This window comes from Methylobacterium sp. 190mf (assembly GCF_900107945.1).
Classification (GTDB): Bacteria; Pseudomonadota; Alphaproteobacteria; order Rhizobiales; family Beijerinckiaceae; genus Methylobacterium.
Genome location: NZ_FNVI01000008.1, coordinates 233,450 through 248,918 on the forward strand (window position 1 = coordinate 233,450; position 15,469 = coordinate 248,918).

Below are 15,469 nucleotides of genomic sequence, written 5' to 3' on the forward strand. Positions count from 1 at the left end.
GGAGCAGACCGTGGCCCACCACGTCCTCGACATGCCGGCCGGCGAGGCCGAGATCCGGGCGCTCCGGATCGGCGACACCGTCACCCTGCGGCGTTGGCTGTTCGGCATCCGCGACGCGACCCTGATCCACATGTTCGACCGGGACCGCCGCACCCGGCTCGACCTGAACGGCCACGCGGTGATCCACACCGCGCCGAACGTCCATCGCGTCCCGGTCTCCAACGAGGCGCCGGTCGGCTTCGCACCGTTCTGCATCGGCACCACCACGTCGATGCGCATGGAGCGCTTCACCGACGCCCTGATGGAGCGAGAGGGCGTGCGCCTCATCGTCGGCAAGGGCGGCATGGGACCGGCGACCCTCGACGCCTTCGCGCGGCGCGGCGGCGCGTACCTGGCGATCGTCGGCGGCGCGGCGGCGCTGGAGACCACCTGGATCGAGACCATCGTGGACGTCGACCTCGACGACCTCCACCCCGAGAGCCTGTGGCAATTCGCGATCCGCGATTTCGGGCCGCTGCTGGTCGGGATGGATTCCCACGGCGGCTCGCTCTTCGCCGACGTGCAGCGCGACGTGGCCGCCCGGCGCGACGCCGTCATCGCCTCCCTGGAAGATGCCCGATGAGCCCCGAGCAGGTCCAGACCGACATCCTGATCCTCGGCTCCGGCGGGGCCGGGCTGTTCGCCGCGCTCCACGCCAAGAAGATCGCGCCCGACCTCGACGTCACCGTCGCGGTGAAGGGTCTGATGGGGAAATGCGGCTGCACCCGCATGGTCCAGGGCGGCTACAACGTGGCGCTGGCGCCGGGCGACTCGGTCGAGCGGCACTTCATGGACACGATCGAGGGCGGCAAGTGGCTGAACGACCAGGCGCTGGCCTGGACGCTCGTCACCGAGGCGCAGGTGCGGATCCGCGAGCTGGAGACCGAGCTCGGCTGCTTCTTCGACCGCAACCCGGACGGCAGCGTCCACCAGAAGGCCTTCGCCGGCCAGACCTTCGACCGGACGGTGCACAAGGGCGACCTCACCGGCATCGAGATCATCAACCGCCTGTCCGAGCAGGTCTGGCGCCGGGACGTGCGCCGCCTGGAGGACCACCGTGCCCTGGAGCTGATCCCGGCCCGGGATGGATCGGGGCTGGCGGGCGTGCTGATGCTCGACATGCGCACCGGCGAACCGAAGCTGGTGCGGGCCAAGGCCGTGCTGCTCGCCACCGGCGGCGGGCCGACCATGTACAAGTACCACACGCCGTCGGGCGACAAGTCCTGCGACGGGCTCGCCATGGCGCTGCGCGCGGGGCTGCCGTTGCGCGACATGGAGATGGTGCAGTTCCACCCGACCGGGCTGCTCGCCGGCGCCGGCACCCGCATGACCGGGACGGTGCTGGAGGAGGGCCTGCGCGGGGCCGGCGGCTGGCTCCTCGATTCCACCGGCCAGCGCTTCATGGAGGCCTACGATCCGCGGGCCGAGCGCGCGACCCGGGACGTGGTCAGCCGCTCGATCATGCGGCGGCTGCGCGACGGCTTCGCCACGCCGAGCGGGGGCGTCCACATCCAGATGAGCCATCTCGGCCCCGAGGACGTGCGCCGCCGGTTCAAGGGCATGGTCGAGCGCTGCGCCGATTGCGGCTTCGACCTCGCGGGCGGGCTCGTCGAGGTCATCCCCACCGCCCATTACATGATGGGCGGCCTCCAGTTCGCGGTCGACTGCACCACCGCGCTGCCGCGCCTCTTCGCGGCCGGCGAGGATACCGGCGGCGTCCACGGGGCGAACCGTCTTGGCGGCAACGGCGTTGCGAACTCCACGGTGTTCGGGGGGCTGGCCGGCCAGTCCATGGCGCGGGCCGTGACGCGCGAGGGCCGCCTCGCCGAGCCCGATCCCACCGCCATCGAGGCGGGCCTCGCCCGCGCCTACGGCCCGCTCGGCCGGCCGGCGGGGTCGCTGCCGGAGATCCGCGAGGCGCTCTACGAGACGATGTGGGCCGATGTCGGCATCCTGCGGGACGAGGCCGGCCTGACCCGGGCGCTCTCCACCCTCGACGGGCTCTCCGACGCGGTCGCCCGGGCCGGCGCGCCGGACGGCGACCGCCGCTACGCGCTCACCTGGATGGACCGGCTGAACCTCGAGAACCTCGTTCTGGTCTCGCAGGCGGTCGCCCGGGCGGCGCTCGCCCGCACCGACAGCCGCGGTGCCCATTTTCGCGAGGATTTCCCGGAGGCCTCGGACCTCGCGACCTCGCACTTCACCGTGGTGCGCCAGCGCGGCGGGGCGCTCGACCTCGCGATGGAGCCGGTGCACTTCACGCATGTGCGGCCCGGCGGCTCGCTCCTCGACGCCGCCGCCTGAGGAGAACCCGCCATGCAGACCCTGCGCGGCGCCGACATCGTGGCCCGGACCCTGGAGGCGCTCGGCGTCACCCGGATCTTCACCCTGTCGGGCAACCACATCATGCCGGTCTTCGACGCCCTGCTGGAGACCGGGATCAGCCTCGTCCACACCCGCCAGGAGGCGGCCTGCGTCCACATGGCCGATGCCTGGGGCCGGCTGACCGGCGAGGTCGGCGTCGCTCTGGTCACGGGCGGACAGGGCCACACCAACGGCGCGGCGGCGCTCACCACGGCGCTCGCGGCGGACTCGCCCGTGCTGCTGCTCTCGGGCCATGCGGGCCTGTCCGAGCTCGGGCGGGGCGCCTTCCAGGAGCTGGCCCAGGCCGACATCGCCCGGCCGATGACCAAGGCGGCCTGGACCGCCGGGTCGGTCGCGGTGCTCGGGCCGGACCTCGCCCGGGCCTTCCGGATCGCCCGCGAGGGGCGGCCCGGTCCGGTCCATCTCAGCCTGCCGGTCGACCTGCTGGACATGGTCGTCCCCGCCGCCTCGGTGCGGATCCCGGACCGGGCCGCGGCTTCCATCCGGGCCGCCGAGCCGGCGCCGGACCTCGTGGCCGACCTGCGCGCCGCCCTCGCCGGTGCGGAACGGCCGCTCATCGCCTGCGGCCCGGCCCTGTGCGACGCCTCCGGCCGGGCCGCCATGGCGGCGCTGGAGGAGACGCTCGGCCTGCCGGTCGTCGGCATGGAGAGCCCGCGCGGGATCAACGATCCGGCACTCGGTGCCTTCGCCGAAATCCTGGCGCGGACCGATCTCCTCGTGCTCCTCGGCAAGCCGCTCGACTTCACCCTGCGCTTCGGCGCGGCTCCCGCCCTCGCGCCCGACTGCCGCTTCGCCCTCGTCGATCCCGATCCGGCGCTGCTGGCCCGCGCGCCGGCCGACCGTCTCACCGTCTCGGGGGTCGCCGATCCGCGGCCGGTGCTGGCGGCGCTGACCGTAAGCGGCACCGCCCTCCCCCGCCGGGACGCCTGGCACCGGGAGGCGCGGGCCGCCCTCGCCTACCGGCCGCCCGCCTGGGCGGAGCTGCGCGGGGGTGGTGCGCGCCTGCACCCGGTGGAGCTGTGCCGGGCGGTCGACGCCTTCCTGGAACGCCACCCCGACGGCACGCTGATCTGCGACGGCGGCGAGATCGGGCAGTGGCCGCAGGCCCTGGTCCGCGCCGGGCGCCGGCTGATCAACGGCGTCTCGGGCACGATCGGCGCGTCGATCCCCTTCGCGATCGCCGCCGCGCTGGAGCGCCCCGGGGCCCCCGTGGTCGCGGTGCTGGGCGACGGCACCTTCGGCTTCCACATGGCCGAGTTCGACACCGCCGTGCGCTATCGAATCCCGTTCGTCGCGGTGGTCGGCAACGACGCGCGCTGGAACGCCGAGCACCAGATCCAGCTGCGCAGCTACGGCCCCGAGCGGACGCGCCACTGCGACCTGCTCCCGACCCGCTACGACGCGGTCGTCCAGGCCCTCGGCGGCTTCGGGGCGCTGGTGACCGAGGCGGCCGAGCTTCCGGCGGCGCTGGAGGCGGCCCAGGCCAGCGGCCTGCCGGCCTGCATCAACGTGATGATCGCGAGCGTGGCGGCGCCGGTGATCCGCCGCCCCGGCTGAGGGGGCGAGCACGATACATGACGGCGACGCCGTCTTGCCGAATGAGGCGCGGGTCCCCTCTCCCGGGCGGGAGAGGGACAGGGTGAGGGATGAGACCTATCCGGACGAGGCGCACCGCGTAGGCGGTTCGAGGGCGGGCTTAATCCTGAACCTTCTCATCCCTCACCCCAACCCTCTCCCGCTCGGGAGAGGGGGCAGGTCGCGCCCGCCACGTGCGCCGGCGCGACGGTCGTGGACCTTGGGCTCAAGGAGGGGAATCATGCGCAGACGCGACGTTCTGGCCGGGGCAGCGGCGTTCCTGGCGAGTCCCGTCCCGGGGCGGGCCGACGAGGTCGGCGCGGTGGCGATCGCCCGCCAGCCGAGCCTCGGCCACCTGCCGCTGATGCTGATGGAGGAGCAGGGCCTGCTCCAGAAGGCCGCGGCCGCCCGCGGCGTGGCGGGGCTCCAGGCGCGCTACCTCACCCTCGCGGGCGGGGCGGCGATGAACGACGCCCTGCTCTCCGGGACGATCCAGTTCGCGGCCGGCGGCGTGCCGCCCCTCGTGCTGCTCTGGTCGAAGACCGAGGGCACCGCCATGGCGGTGAAGGGCGTGGCGGCGATGAACAGCATGCCGCTCCTGATGAACACCAGCAATCCGAAGGTGCACCGGCTCGCCGACTTCACCGACCGGGACAAGATCGCGCTCCCCGCCGTGAAGGTCTCGGTCCAGGCGATGTTCCTGCAGATGGCCGCCGAGAAGGAGCTCGGCGCAGGCCGCCGCAACGACCTCGACCGGCTCACCGTCACCCTCTCCCATCCCGACGGCATGGCGGCGCTCCTCGGGGGCAGCGAGGTGACGGCCCATTTCACCGCCGCGCCGATCCAGGAGCTGGAGCTGCGCCGGCCCGGCATCCGCACGGTGCTGAACAGCTTCGACGTGCTGGGCGAACCCTCGACCTTCAACGTCGTCTGGGCGTCCTCGGCCTTCGCGGGCGCCAATCCCCGTGTCGTCGCGGCTTTCAACGCCGCCCTGGACGACGCGCTCGCCGCGATCACGGCCGATCCGTCGGAGGCGGCGCGCGCCTACGTGCGGCTCGCCCGCAACGGGAGCGATGTCGGGCTGATCACCGAGATCCTGAAGGACCCGCAGGTCTCCTTCACGGCGACGCCCCGGGCGGTCGGAAAGGTCGCCGACTTCATGGCCCGCACCGGCACGATCCGTCGCCGGCCGGAGAGCTGGAAGGACCTGTTCTTCGCGGGCGTCCACGACAAGGCGGGCAGCTGACGCCCCACCGGCCGCGCTCAGTTCTGCAGCAGGCCGGGCAGCGCCAGGGCCGTCGTGGTCAGGCCGATCGCGGCGAGCAGCGCGAGGACGAGCGTGCGGAAGCGGCGCTGGTCGATCCGGGCGAACAGCGAGAGCCCGGCGAGCACGCTCACCAGCACCACCGGCAGCGCCAGGGCGAGGTCGCCGAGGAGCTCGGGCGGCAGCGGATCGAGATAGACGAGGATCGTCAGGGCCCAGACCTGCATCACCAGGGTGAAGGACTGGTAGACCGCCCGCTGGGTGCGCGGATCCCAGCCGCGCACGAGGCTCCAGGCCGTCGGCAGGGCGCCGGACAGGCCGGCGATCCCGCCCAGCACGCCGCCCAGGAAGCCGATCGCGCCGTCACTCCAGCGATTGCCGAAGCCGACCCGGTAATCGGCGCGCAGCAGCGCGACGCCGCCGCTGTAGAGGACAAGGAAGGCGCCGATCGCGACCTTGATGAAGCGCGGATCGAGATCATGCAGCAGGTGGATGCCGATCGGCGCGCCGACGATGCCCGGCAGGATCATCGCGAAGGCGGTGCCCCGCGGCGGCCAGGTCCGCAGGCGCAGGATCGAGATCACCTGCGAGAGGATGCTGCAGACGAGCACCAGGGCGGTCGCCTCCACGGGCGTGCGGATCGACAGCAGCGTGCCGGAGGCGATCAGCGCGAAGGCGAAGCCCGTCAGGCCCGAGATCACGCCGGCGCAGCCGACGCACAGGATCAGGAGAAGCGTCTCGTTCACCGGGGGCGCCCGGCCCGGCCGATCCCATCCGCGCGCACACCCGCCATTCTCGTCCTCCCGGCCCGCGTCCCGCCGGGGCGGGCTCTCTTTCCATGTATCTTATATAAGACTTGTTCGACTGAGCAAGGCACATGCCTCTGCGGCGCGACAGGGTCGGCCCTCCGGATCCGGCTCGCGACCTCCCACCGCCACAGAGGAGGAGGGGGCGCTCGGTGCCGTCCCCGAACCAGTGAAATCACCCGCACCCCTCGATCACCCGTTGACGCCGGACACCTCATTGGTCTTATATAAGACCAGTCGCCGCCGAGAAGCCGACGACGCAGATCAGGAGGACCGCATGAGCAGCCACGCCGCGTCCGGCGCGGGGCGCCGCAAGCCGCATCTTCTCGCCCATTCCCCCCAGGACAACGTCGCCGTCGCGGTGATCGAGGGCCTGAGCGCGAGCACCGACGCCTTCGGGGTGGTCACCGAGAACGACAGCACCTTCGAGGTCCATGTCCGCCACGACATCCCGATCGGCCACAAGGTCGCGCTCACCGACCTGAAGGCCGGCGACACGGCCATCAAGTACGGCCAGGACATCGGCAAGGTCATCAAGGACGTCGCCAAGGGCGAGCACGTCCACGTCCACAACGTCAAGACGAAGCGCTGGTGAGGTGACGATGTTCAAGGAAGCCGCTCAGCTCGAACACGAGATCGCCACCCCCTTCGTCGGCGGTGCGCCCGATCAGTTCGCCACCAAGGCGCTCGCGACCGGGCGCGCCTCGGAGAACTACACCTCCGCCACCTTCATGGGCTGGCGCCGGGAGAACGGCCGGGTCGGCGTGCGCAACCACGTCGTGCTCCTGCCGCTGGACGACCTGTCCAACGCCGCCTGCGAGGCGGTCGCCAACAATGTGAAGGGCACGATGGCGCTGCCCCACGCCTACGGCCGGCTCCAGTTCGGCGAGGACCTGGACCTCCACTTCCGCACCCTGATCGGCATCGGCTCGAACCCGAACGTCGCCGCCGTCGTGGTGATCGGCATCGAGGACCAGTGGACCAACCGCGTGGTCGAGGGCATCGCCAAGACCGGCAAGCCGGTCGTCGGCTTCGGCATCGAGGGCCACGGCGACATCGCGATCGTCGCCAGGGCGAGCTACCAGGCCAAGCGCTTCGTGCAGTGGGCCACCGAGCTCCAGCGCGAGGAATGCCCGATCGCCGACCTCTGGGTCTCGACCAAGTGCGGCGAGTCCGACACCACCACCGGCCTCGCCTCCTGCCCCACCGTCGGCAACATGTACGACAAGCTGATCCCGCACGGGATCTACGGGGTGTTCGGCGAGACCTCGGAGATCACCGGCGCGGAGCACCTCTGTCGCGAGCGGGCGATCAGCCCGGAAGTCTCCGACAAGTGGTACACGATGTGGAAGGCCTACCAGAACGACGTGATCGAGGCCCACAAGACCGACGATCTCTCGGACTCGCAGCCGACCAAGGGCAACATCGCGGGCGGCCTCACCACGATCGAGGAGAAGGCGCTCGGCAACCTCGAGAAGATCGGCCACGAGTGCCGGTTCATCGACGCGCTGCAGCCCGCGGAGGCGCCCGCCAAGGGGCCCGGCCTGTACTTCATGGACACGTCCTCGGCGGCGGCCGAGTGCGTCACCCTGATGGCGGCGGCCGGCTACGTGGTGCACACCTTCCCGACCGGCCAGGGCAACGTCATCGGCAACCCGATCGTCCCGGTGATCAAGATCACCGGCAATCCCCGGACCGTGCGGACCATGGGCGAGCATATCGACGTCGACGTCTCGGGTGTGCTCACCCGTGAGATGACGATCCCGCAGGCCGGCGACGCGCTCATCGACATGGTGGTGCGCACCGCCAACGGCCGGCTCACGGCGGCCGAGTCCCTCGGCCACCGGGAATTCGTGATGACGAAGCTCTACCGCAGCGCCTGACGCACAAGTCCCGCGCCCGCGGACCGCGATCCGGTCCGCGGGCGCGGCCCCGACGCCACGGGGTCAGGACCACGCCGGAGCGCACGACCGCGGGGGAAACCGCGGCGGCCTCCGTCCCGTCATTCTGGAGGAACGCATGAGGCTGCTTCGGTCGATCTACGGCCAGGTCCTGCTCGGCATCGCGCTGGGCATCGCGGTCGGGGTGGTGGCCCCCGATTTCGCCGTGGGCTGCAAGATCCTCGGCGACATGTTCATCAACCTGATCAAGATGATCGTCGCCCCCGTGATCTTCTGCACGGTCGTGGTCGGCATCGCGCATGTCGGCGACATGAAGAGCGTCGGCCGGATGGGCCTGAAGACCATCCTGTACTTCGAGGTCGCCACGACCGTGGCGCTCGCCGCGGGCCTCCTGTTCGTCAACCTGCTGCGGCCGGGCGACGGCGTGAACGCCACGGTCGACAGCCTCGACGCCAAGCTGGTCGCCGGCATCGCCGGCAAGGCCCACGCGCAGTCGCCGATGGAGATCGTCGCCAACATCATCCCGCACAGCGCGGTCGACGCCTTCGCCAAGGGCGACCTGATCCAGGTGATGTTCTTCTCGGTGCTCGTCGGCATGGGTCTGGCGATGCTCGGCCGGCGCGGCGAGTTCCCGCTCAAGGTGGTCCACGCCTTCGGCGACGTGCTGATGAAGGTCGTCGGCCTGATCATGCACTTCGCGCCGATCGGAGCCTTCGGGGCGATGGCCTTCACCATCGGCAAGTTCGGGCTCGGCATCCTCGCCCAGTACGGGATGCTGATCGTCTCCCTCTACCTGACCTTCATCGTGTTCATCGCGGTCTTCCTCGGCGGCGTGATGCGCTTCTACGTCGGCCTGAGCCTGTGGAAGCTGTTCCGCTACAGCCGGGAGGAGCTGTTCATCCTGCTCGGCACCACGAGCTCGGAATCGGTGCTGCCGCGGATCATGGCCAAGCTCAACGGCCTCGGGGTCGACAAGAGCGTCACCGGCCTCGTGATGCCCGCCGGCCTGTCCTTCAACATGGACGGCTCGTGCATCTACCTGACCATGGCGATCGGCTTCATCGCCCAGGCTCTCAACGTGCCGCTGACCTGGGAGCAGGAGCTCGGCATCCTCGCCATCGCGCTGGTGACCTCGAAGGGCGTGGCAGGCGTGGCCGGCGCCATCCTGTTCGTGCTCGCCGCGACGCTCCAGGCCTCGCAGCTCCTGCCGGTGGCGGGCATCGCCCTGATCATCGGGGTGGACCGCATCCTGAACGAGCTGCGCTGCGTGACCAACGCGGTCGGCAACATGGTGGCGACCCTCGTGATCGCCCGCTGGGAGGGCAAGATCGACCTCGCCCACGCCCGGGCGGTGCTCGACGGCCGCATCACCCCGAACCTCGACCTTCTCGACGACGAGGACGAGGCGGCGGACGCGATCCCCGCCCGCGAGCCGGCGGCGGCCTCGCGCCGCCCCCTCCCCGCTGCCGTGCCGGCGACCTGAGAAGGATCCTCCATGCCCAAGGTCATCATCAGCGAGTTCATGGACGAGGCCGCGATCGCGGCCGAGCTCGCCGGCCTCGACGTGCAGTACGATCCCGGCCTCGTCGACCGGCCCGGGGACCTCGCCGCCGCCGTGGCCCGGGCCGACGCCCTGATCGTGCGCAACCGGACCCAGGTCCGCGGCCCTCTGCTCGACGCCGCCCGCGACCTCAAGGTCGTCGGCCGCCTCGGCGTCGGCCTCGACAACATCGACGTCCCGGCCTGCCGGGCGCGCGGCATCGCGGTCTACCCGGCCACCGGCGCCAACGACGGCGCGGTCGCCGAGTACGTGGTCGCCACCGCGATGCTGCTCCTGCGCGGCGCCTACGGGGCCACCGCCCCCGTCGCCGCCGGCACGTGGCCGCGCAACGCCCTGATGGGCCGCGAGATCGCCGGCAAGCGCCTCGGCCTCGTCGGCTTCGGGTCGATCGCCCGCGAGACTGCCCGGAGGGCGGCGGCCCTCGGCATGACGGTCGCCGCCCACGACCCCTTCGTGGCCGCGGACGACCCGGCCTGGAACCCGGCCTACGGCCCCGTGCAGAGCCAGGCGCTCGACGCGCTGATCGCGCAGAGCGACGTGCTCTCGCTGCACGTGCCGCTCACCGATCAGACCCGCGGGTTGATCGACGCGGCGGCGCTGGCCCGGATGCCTGCGGGCGCGATCCTGATCAACGCGGCCCGCGGCGGGGTGGTGGACGAGGCCGCCGTGGCGCAAGCCCTGCGCTCCGGCCATCTCGGCGGCGCGGCGCTGGACGTGTTCGACCGGGAGCCCCTCGACGCGGCGGCGGGCGCCGTCTTCGCCGACGTGCCGAACCTGATCCTCACGCCGCACATCGCCGGGGTGACGCAGGAATCGAACGTGCGCGTCTCCGCCGTCACGGCCGCGGCCGTCCGCCGCCATCTCACGGAGCGCTGAGCCGATGCCGAACCTGACCCTGTCGGAGGCCGAGGCCCTCGCCGCCGACGCCCTCGTCCGCTGCGGCACGGCCGAGGCCGCGGCCCGGAGCGTCGCCCGCGCCCTGGTCGGCGCCGAGGCGGACGGGCTCAAGGGCCACGGCCTGTCGCGGGTCGCGCCCTACGCGGCGCAGGTGCGTGCCGGGAAGGTCGCGGGCGACGCGGTCCCGCTTGCGTCGCGCCCGCGGCCGGGCCTGCTCGCGATCGACGCCGCCCACGGCTTCGCCTACCCGGCGATCGACCTCGCCCTGGAGGCGCTGCCGGGCGTCGCGCGCCAGCAGGGCGTGGCGGCGGCGGGCATCCGCCGCTCACACCATTGCGGCGCGGCCGGCCGCCCGGTCGAGGCCCTGGCCGAGCAGGGCTGCGTCGCCCTGCTCTTCGCCAACACGCCCGCCGCGATGGCCCCCTGGGGCGGGCGTCAGGCGGTGTTCGGCACCAACCCGCTGGCCTTCGCCTGCCCGCTGCCGGGCCGCGCGCCGATCGTGGTCGACCTCGCCCTGTCGAAGGTGGCCCGCGCCAACATCGTCGGGGCGGCCAAGCGCGGCGAGCCGATCCCCGAGGGCTGGGCCCTCGACGCGGAGGGACGCCCGACGACCGACGCCACGGCCGCCCTCGACGGCACCATGGTGCCGCTGGGCGACGCCAAGGGGACGGCGCTCGCCCTGATGGTCGAGCTGCTGGCCGCCGGGCTCGTCGGCGCGCGCTTCGCCGGTGAAGCCTCCTCGTTCCTCGACGCCGCGGGCGACCCGCCGGGCACCGGGCAGCTGATCCTCGCCCTCGACGCTTCGGCGCTCAGCCCGGACGCGCCGGAGCGCTTCGCGGCGCTGGCCGGCGCGATCGAGGCGCAGGACGGCGCCCGGCTCCCGGGCAGCCGCCGGCTCGGGCTCCGCCGCCGGGCCGCTGAGGCGGGCCTCGACGTGGCCGAAGCCCTCGTGGCCGAGATCCGGGCGCTGTGAGGCGTAACGCCTGTGCGGAGGAAGAACCCGTGATTGCTCCCGTCGGCAGGGCGACGTAAGCGAGAGGAGGGAGAGGTGCTGGACACAACCTTCGACGCTCTACCCACGGATGGGGCTCTGCGTCGTCACGCGATGGAACGGTCAGGCGAAGGGCAGGCAGGTTCGGGGCGCGCAGACTCGGGGCGCGCAGACTCGGGACGCGCCGGCGCGGTCGGCTTCCGCCCGCTCTACCGGCAGGTCTACGACACGCTGCTGAAGCGCCTGGCCGACGCGGTCTGGCAGCCCGGCCAGATCCTTCCGAGCGAGGGGCAGCTCGCCGCCGAGCTGGGCGTCAGCCAGGGGACGGTGCGCAAGGCGCTCGACGCGCTCACCGCCGACAGCCTGCTGGTGCGCCGCCAGGGCCGCGGGACGTTCGTGGCCGACCACGACGACAAGCAGAGCGTCTTCCGCTTCCTGAAGCTGCGGCCGGACGGCGACGGCACCGGCATGCCCACGAGCCGGGTCACGGGGATCGCGGAGGCGGCCGCCAGCGCCGACGAGCGCGGGCGGCTCGACCTCGTGCGGTCCGCCCGCGTGGTCCGGATCGAGCGCGTGCGCGCCGTCGACGCCAAGCTGTGCGTGGTCGAGACGATCAGCGTGCCCGCCGGCCTGTTCCCGGGCATCGCCCAGATCGAGCTGCCGAACACCCTCTACAGCCTCTACGCCACCCGCTACGGCATCACGATCGCCACCGCCAACGAGCGCCTGAAGGCCGTGGCGATCGGGCCCCGCGAGGCCGAGCTGCTCCAGGTGCCCGCCGGAACCCCCGCCCTCGAGATCGACCGCGTCGCCATCGACCTCGAGGAGCGGCCGGTCGAGTGGCGCCTCTCGACCTGCCTGACGCAGGACATCCACTACCTCTCGGTCCTTCGCTGACCGGGATCCCCCGACGCGCCGCCTCGCAGTCGAAGGCGGGGCGCGCCGAACCGGACCTCCGCTGCCACAGCCTGAACGGGGAGCGCGCGATGACCGATCGCGGAAGACGGGACTTCATGCGGCTGAGCGCCCTCGGCGCCCTCGCCGCGCTCGGGGGCGTGCCGCGCGCACGGGCGGCCGACGGGGGGACGCTGCCCTTCGGCAACGGCGAGCGGCCGCTCGTGGCCTATCCGGGCAAGCGGCCGCTCCTGCAGATGACCGCGCGCCCGCCGCAGCTGGAGACGCCGTTCGCGGTCTTCGACGGGGGCGCGATCACGCCGAACGACGCGTTCTTCGTCCGCTACCACCTCGCCGACATCCCGACCGAGATCGACCCGCAGGCCTTCCGCGTCGCCGTGACCGGGCAGGTCGAGCGCCCGCTCTCCCTGTCGCTCGCCGACCTCAAGGCGATGCCCCAGACCGAGATCGTCGCGGTCAACCAGTGCTCGGGCAATTCCCGCGGCTTCTTCGAGCCGCGCATCGCCGGCGGCCAGCTCGCCAACGGCGCCATGGGCTGCGCCCGCTGGACCGGCGTGCCGCTCAAGACGGTGCTCGACCGGGCCGGCGTGAAGGCCGGCGCCGTGCAGGTCGCCTTCAACGGCCTCGACGGGCCGGTCCTGCCCGAGACGCCGGACTTCGCCAAGGCGCTGACCCTCGACCACGCCCGGGACGGCGCGGTGCTGCTCGCCTGGGGCATGAACGGGCAGGACCTGCCCTGGCTCAACGGCTTCCCGCTCCGCCTCGTGGTGCCGGGCTACTACGGCACCTACTGGGTCAAGCACCTCGACAGCATCGCCGTCCTCGATCACCCCTTCGAGGGCTTCTGGATGAAGACGGCCTACCGCATCCCCGACAATCCCTGCGCCTGCACCGAGCCCGGCAAGGCGCCGGACAGGACCGTCCCGATCGGCCGCCTCAACGTCCGCTCCTTCCTGACGAACCTGACCGACGGCGCGCCGGTGAAGGCGGGTCCGGTCGCCCTGCGGGGCATCGCGTTCGACGGCGGCTCGGGCATCCGGGACGTCGCGGTCTCGGCCGACGACGGCCGGACCTGGAGCGCGGCCCGGCTCGGCCAGGATCTCGGCCCCTACGCCTTCCGCACCTGGACCGCGGAGGTCGATCTCGCGCCGGGCGCCCACGCCCTGCGCGTGCGGGCCACGGGCAACGACGGCGCGACCCAGCCGATGGAGCCGCGCTGGAACCCCGCCGGCTACATGCGCAACGTCGTCGAGACGACCCGCGTGCGCGCGGCCTAGAGGGAGGATCGGCATGTTCAGCACCCGCCCACCCCGCGCGTCGGTCGTCGCGATCGCCGCCGCGCTGGCCGCGACACCCGCGCTGGCCGCGCCCGAGACCTACGCGCTGCCGGAGCCGACGGCGCAGTTCCGGCCGGCCCCGGATGCCGCGCACGCGGCCGGCTTCCAGGCCGCGCAGGAGAACTGCCTGACCTGCCACTCGGCCGACTACGTCGCCATGCAGCCGCCCCGGAAGGGGCAGGCGTTCTGGGACGCCGAGGTCGCCAAGATGATCAAGGTCTACCGGGCGCCGATCACGGAGGAGCAGGCCCGGGCCATCGCCGGCTATCTCGGCGCGGCCTACTGAGCGCCGAGACCGGGCAGGAGGTCGCGCGATGACCGTCAGAACCGCCGTGCCGGACCGGTCCGGGGCCGCGCCGACCGGGTCGCGGGGGGCCTCCGCCTGGGCCGGGGCGGCCGGCACCCTGCTCCCGGGCCTGCTCCTGTGCCTGGGCATCACCGCGGTGGCGCAGGCTCTGCAGGCCGGCGAGGAGCACCTGACCGGCCATCCCTACGTCGAGGCGCTGGTGCTGGCCATCCTGCTGGGGACGGCCGTGCGGACCGCCTGGGTGCCGGGCGCGCGCTTCAAGGCCGGGATCGCCTTCTCGGCCAAGCAGGTGCTGGAAGTGGCCGTCACGCTGCTCGGCGCCGCGGTCAGCCTCGGGGCGATCGTCGCCTCGGGCCCGGCGCTGCTGGCCGGCATCGTCGGGGCGGTGGCGCTGACCATCCTGGCGAGCTGCGCGCTCTGCCGCGCCCTGGGCCTACCGGTGCGCATGGCGCTGCTGATCGCCTGCGGCAACGCCATCTGCGGCAACTCGGCGATCGCCGCGGTGGCGCCGGTGATCGGGGCGGACAACCGGGACGTGGCGGCGGCCATCGCCTTCACGGCGGTGCTGGGCGTGCTGATGGTGCTGGGCCTGCCGCTGTTCGTGCCGCTCGTCGGCTTCAGCGAGCACCAGTACGGCGTGCTCGCGGGCCTGACCGTCTACGCGGTGCCGCAGGTGCTGGCCGCGACCGTCCCGGTGGGCCCGCTCGCCACGCAGGTGGGCACACTCGTCAAGCTGGTCCGGGTGCTGATGCTCGGGCCGGTGGTGCTGGCGCTCTCGCTCCTCGCCCCGCGCCTGCCGGCGGCGGGAGCGACCGCCGAGCCTGCTGGGGGAAGCGCCCCCGGGAGCGCCCGGCGCCGGCCCGGCTTCTTCAAGCTGGTCCCGTGGTTCATCCTCGGCTTCCTGGCCCTGGCGAGCCTGCGCTCGCTCGGGCTGATCCCGGACGCCTGGGTCGCGCCGATCTCCCGCCTCGCCGGCTTCCTCACCATCGTGTCGATGGCCGCGCTCGGCCTCGGGGTGGACGTGCGCGTGCTGGCCCAGGTCGGCGGCCGGGTCACGATGGCGGTCACCGCCTCGCTCCTCGTGCTGCTGGCCGTCGCCGTCCTGCTCATCCGCGGCCTCGGGATCGGCTGAGCCGGTCGCCGGCGGCGCGCCGCACCCGCCGGCGTCCACGCGCGGGTGGCCCGGGCTCCGCGAGCGCGATCGCGCCGGGGAAGCGGCTCACACGCAACGGTGGCGGTCGCGCACGGCGGACAGCGATGTCGCCCGCCCGGGAGCGTGAAAGTCCCCGACGAGACGACGTCATCCGGGCGCCGATGCGGACGTCGAGCGCGCAACGGGATCGGCGGTGCCACGATGCCGCCGGGGCAGGATCGCGCGATCGCCGCGACGTCTGACGAACAGGCAGACGTCTTCGCGCCGAACGCGGCCGAGCAAGACGACAGCTCCGGATATGGGGTGTCCGCGGCGCAACGCCCGACGGGATATGAGTG

The 15,469-nt window shown here is 72.8% G+C and carries 14 protein-coding genes; 13 read left to right on the top strand and 1 reads right to left on the bottom strand.

The window, feature by feature from the left end:
• The first annotated feature begins 10 nt into the window (after window positions 1–10).
• The 4 genes from C4T42_RS12145 to C4T42_RS12160 all read left to right on the top strand — a co-directional run bounded on the left by C4T42_RS12145 (window position 11) and on the right by C4T42_RS12160 (window position 5,245).
• Window positions 11–622, top strand: coding sequence for a fumarate hydratase C-terminal domain-containing protein (locus C4T42_RS12145; RefSeq protein WP_020094916.1), 612 nt, complete (start codon window positions 11–13; stop codon window positions 620–622).
• The gene (locus tag C4T42_RS12150; protein ID WP_103985142.1) at window positions 619–2,343 is read left to right on the top strand and encodes an FAD-binding protein; all 1,725 of its coding nucleotides are present in this window, start codon (window positions 619–621) and stop codon (window positions 2,341–2,343) included. The genes C4T42_RS12145 and C4T42_RS12150 overlap by 4 nt, the downstream gene beginning before the upstream one ends.
• A gap of 12 nt (window positions 2,344–2,355) precedes the next feature.
• Complete coding sequence (locus C4T42_RS12155; protein WP_103985143.1) at window positions 2,356–3,981, top strand: thiamine pyrophosphate-binding protein; 1,626 nt, start codon at window positions 2,356–2,358, stop codon at window positions 3,979–3,981.
• Window positions 3,982–4,240: 259 nt separating this feature from the next.
• Window positions 4,241–5,245, top strand: a complete 1,005-nt coding sequence (locus tag C4T42_RS12160; protein ID WP_103985144.1) for an ABC transporter substrate-binding protein — start codon at window positions 4,241–4,243, stop codon at window positions 5,243–5,245.
• A 17-nt stretch (window positions 5,246–5,262) separates the two neighbouring features.
• On the opposite strand, the gene C4T42_RS12165 is transcribed toward C4T42_RS12160, so the two are convergent.
• Window positions 5,263–6,009, bottom strand: a complete 747-nt coding sequence (locus C4T42_RS12165) for a sulfite exporter TauE/SafE family protein (RefSeq protein WP_103985145.1) — start codon at window positions 6,007–6,009, stop codon at window positions 5,263–5,265.
• A gap of 337 nt (window positions 6,010–6,346) precedes the next feature.
• On the opposite strand from C4T42_RS12165, the gene C4T42_RS12170 reads away from it, so the two are divergent.
• From C4T42_RS12170 to C4T42_RS12210, 9 genes are all read left to right on the top strand, one after another.
• Complete coding sequence (locus tag C4T42_RS12170) at window positions 6,347–6,664, top strand: UxaA family hydrolase (protein WP_020094921.1); 318 nt, start codon at window positions 6,347–6,349, stop codon at window positions 6,662–6,664.
• Window positions 6,665–6,671: 7 nt separating this feature from the next.
• Window positions 6,672–7,952, top strand: coding sequence for a UxaA family hydrolase (locus tag C4T42_RS12175; RefSeq protein WP_103985153.1), 1,281 nt, complete (start codon window positions 6,672–6,674; stop codon window positions 7,950–7,952).
• A gap of 136 nt (window positions 7,953–8,088) precedes the next feature.
• Window positions 8,089–9,453 carry a cation:dicarboxylase symporter family transporter gene (locus C4T42_RS12180; RefSeq protein ID WP_100251796.1) on the top strand — a complete coding sequence of 455 codons (1,365 nt, stop codon included), beginning with the start codon at window positions 8,089–8,091 and terminating at the stop codon, window positions 9,451–9,453.
• Between the two features lie 12 nt (window positions 9,454–9,465).
• Entirely contained in the window at window positions 9,466–10,407 is a 942-nt protein-coding gene (locus C4T42_RS12185; RefSeq protein WP_103985146.1) for a hydroxyacid dehydrogenase, read from the top strand.
• A 4-nt stretch (window positions 10,408–10,411) separates the two neighbouring features.
• The gene (locus C4T42_RS12190) at window positions 10,412–11,401 is read left to right on the top strand and encodes an Ldh family oxidoreductase (RefSeq protein WP_042672188.1); all 990 of its coding nucleotides are present in this window, start codon (window positions 10,412–10,414) and stop codon (window positions 11,399–11,401) included.
• A gap of 75 nt (window positions 11,402–11,476) precedes the next feature.
• The gene (locus tag C4T42_RS12195; RefSeq protein WP_049961882.1) at window positions 11,477–12,316 is read left to right on the top strand and encodes a GntR family transcriptional regulator; all 840 of its coding nucleotides are present in this window, start codon (window positions 11,477–11,479) and stop codon (window positions 12,314–12,316) included.
• Window positions 12,317–12,405: 89 nt separating this feature from the next.
• Entirely contained in the window at window positions 12,406–13,611 is a 1,206-nt protein-coding gene (locus C4T42_RS12200) for a molybdopterin-dependent oxidoreductase (RefSeq protein WP_026605217.1), read from the top strand.
• A gap of 13 nt (window positions 13,612–13,624) precedes the next feature.
• On the top strand, window positions 13,625–13,957 hold the full coding sequence (locus C4T42_RS12205; RefSeq protein ID WP_020094928.1) for a hypothetical protein: 333 nt from the start codon (window positions 13,625–13,627) through the stop codon (window positions 13,955–13,957).
• A 28-nt stretch (window positions 13,958–13,985) separates the two neighbouring features.
• Window positions 13,986–15,110, top strand: coding sequence for a putative sulfate exporter family transporter (locus tag C4T42_RS12210; protein WP_020094929.1), 1,125 nt, complete (start codon window positions 13,986–13,988; stop codon window positions 15,108–15,110).
• The last annotated feature ends 359 nt before the right edge of the window (window positions 15,111–15,469 follow it).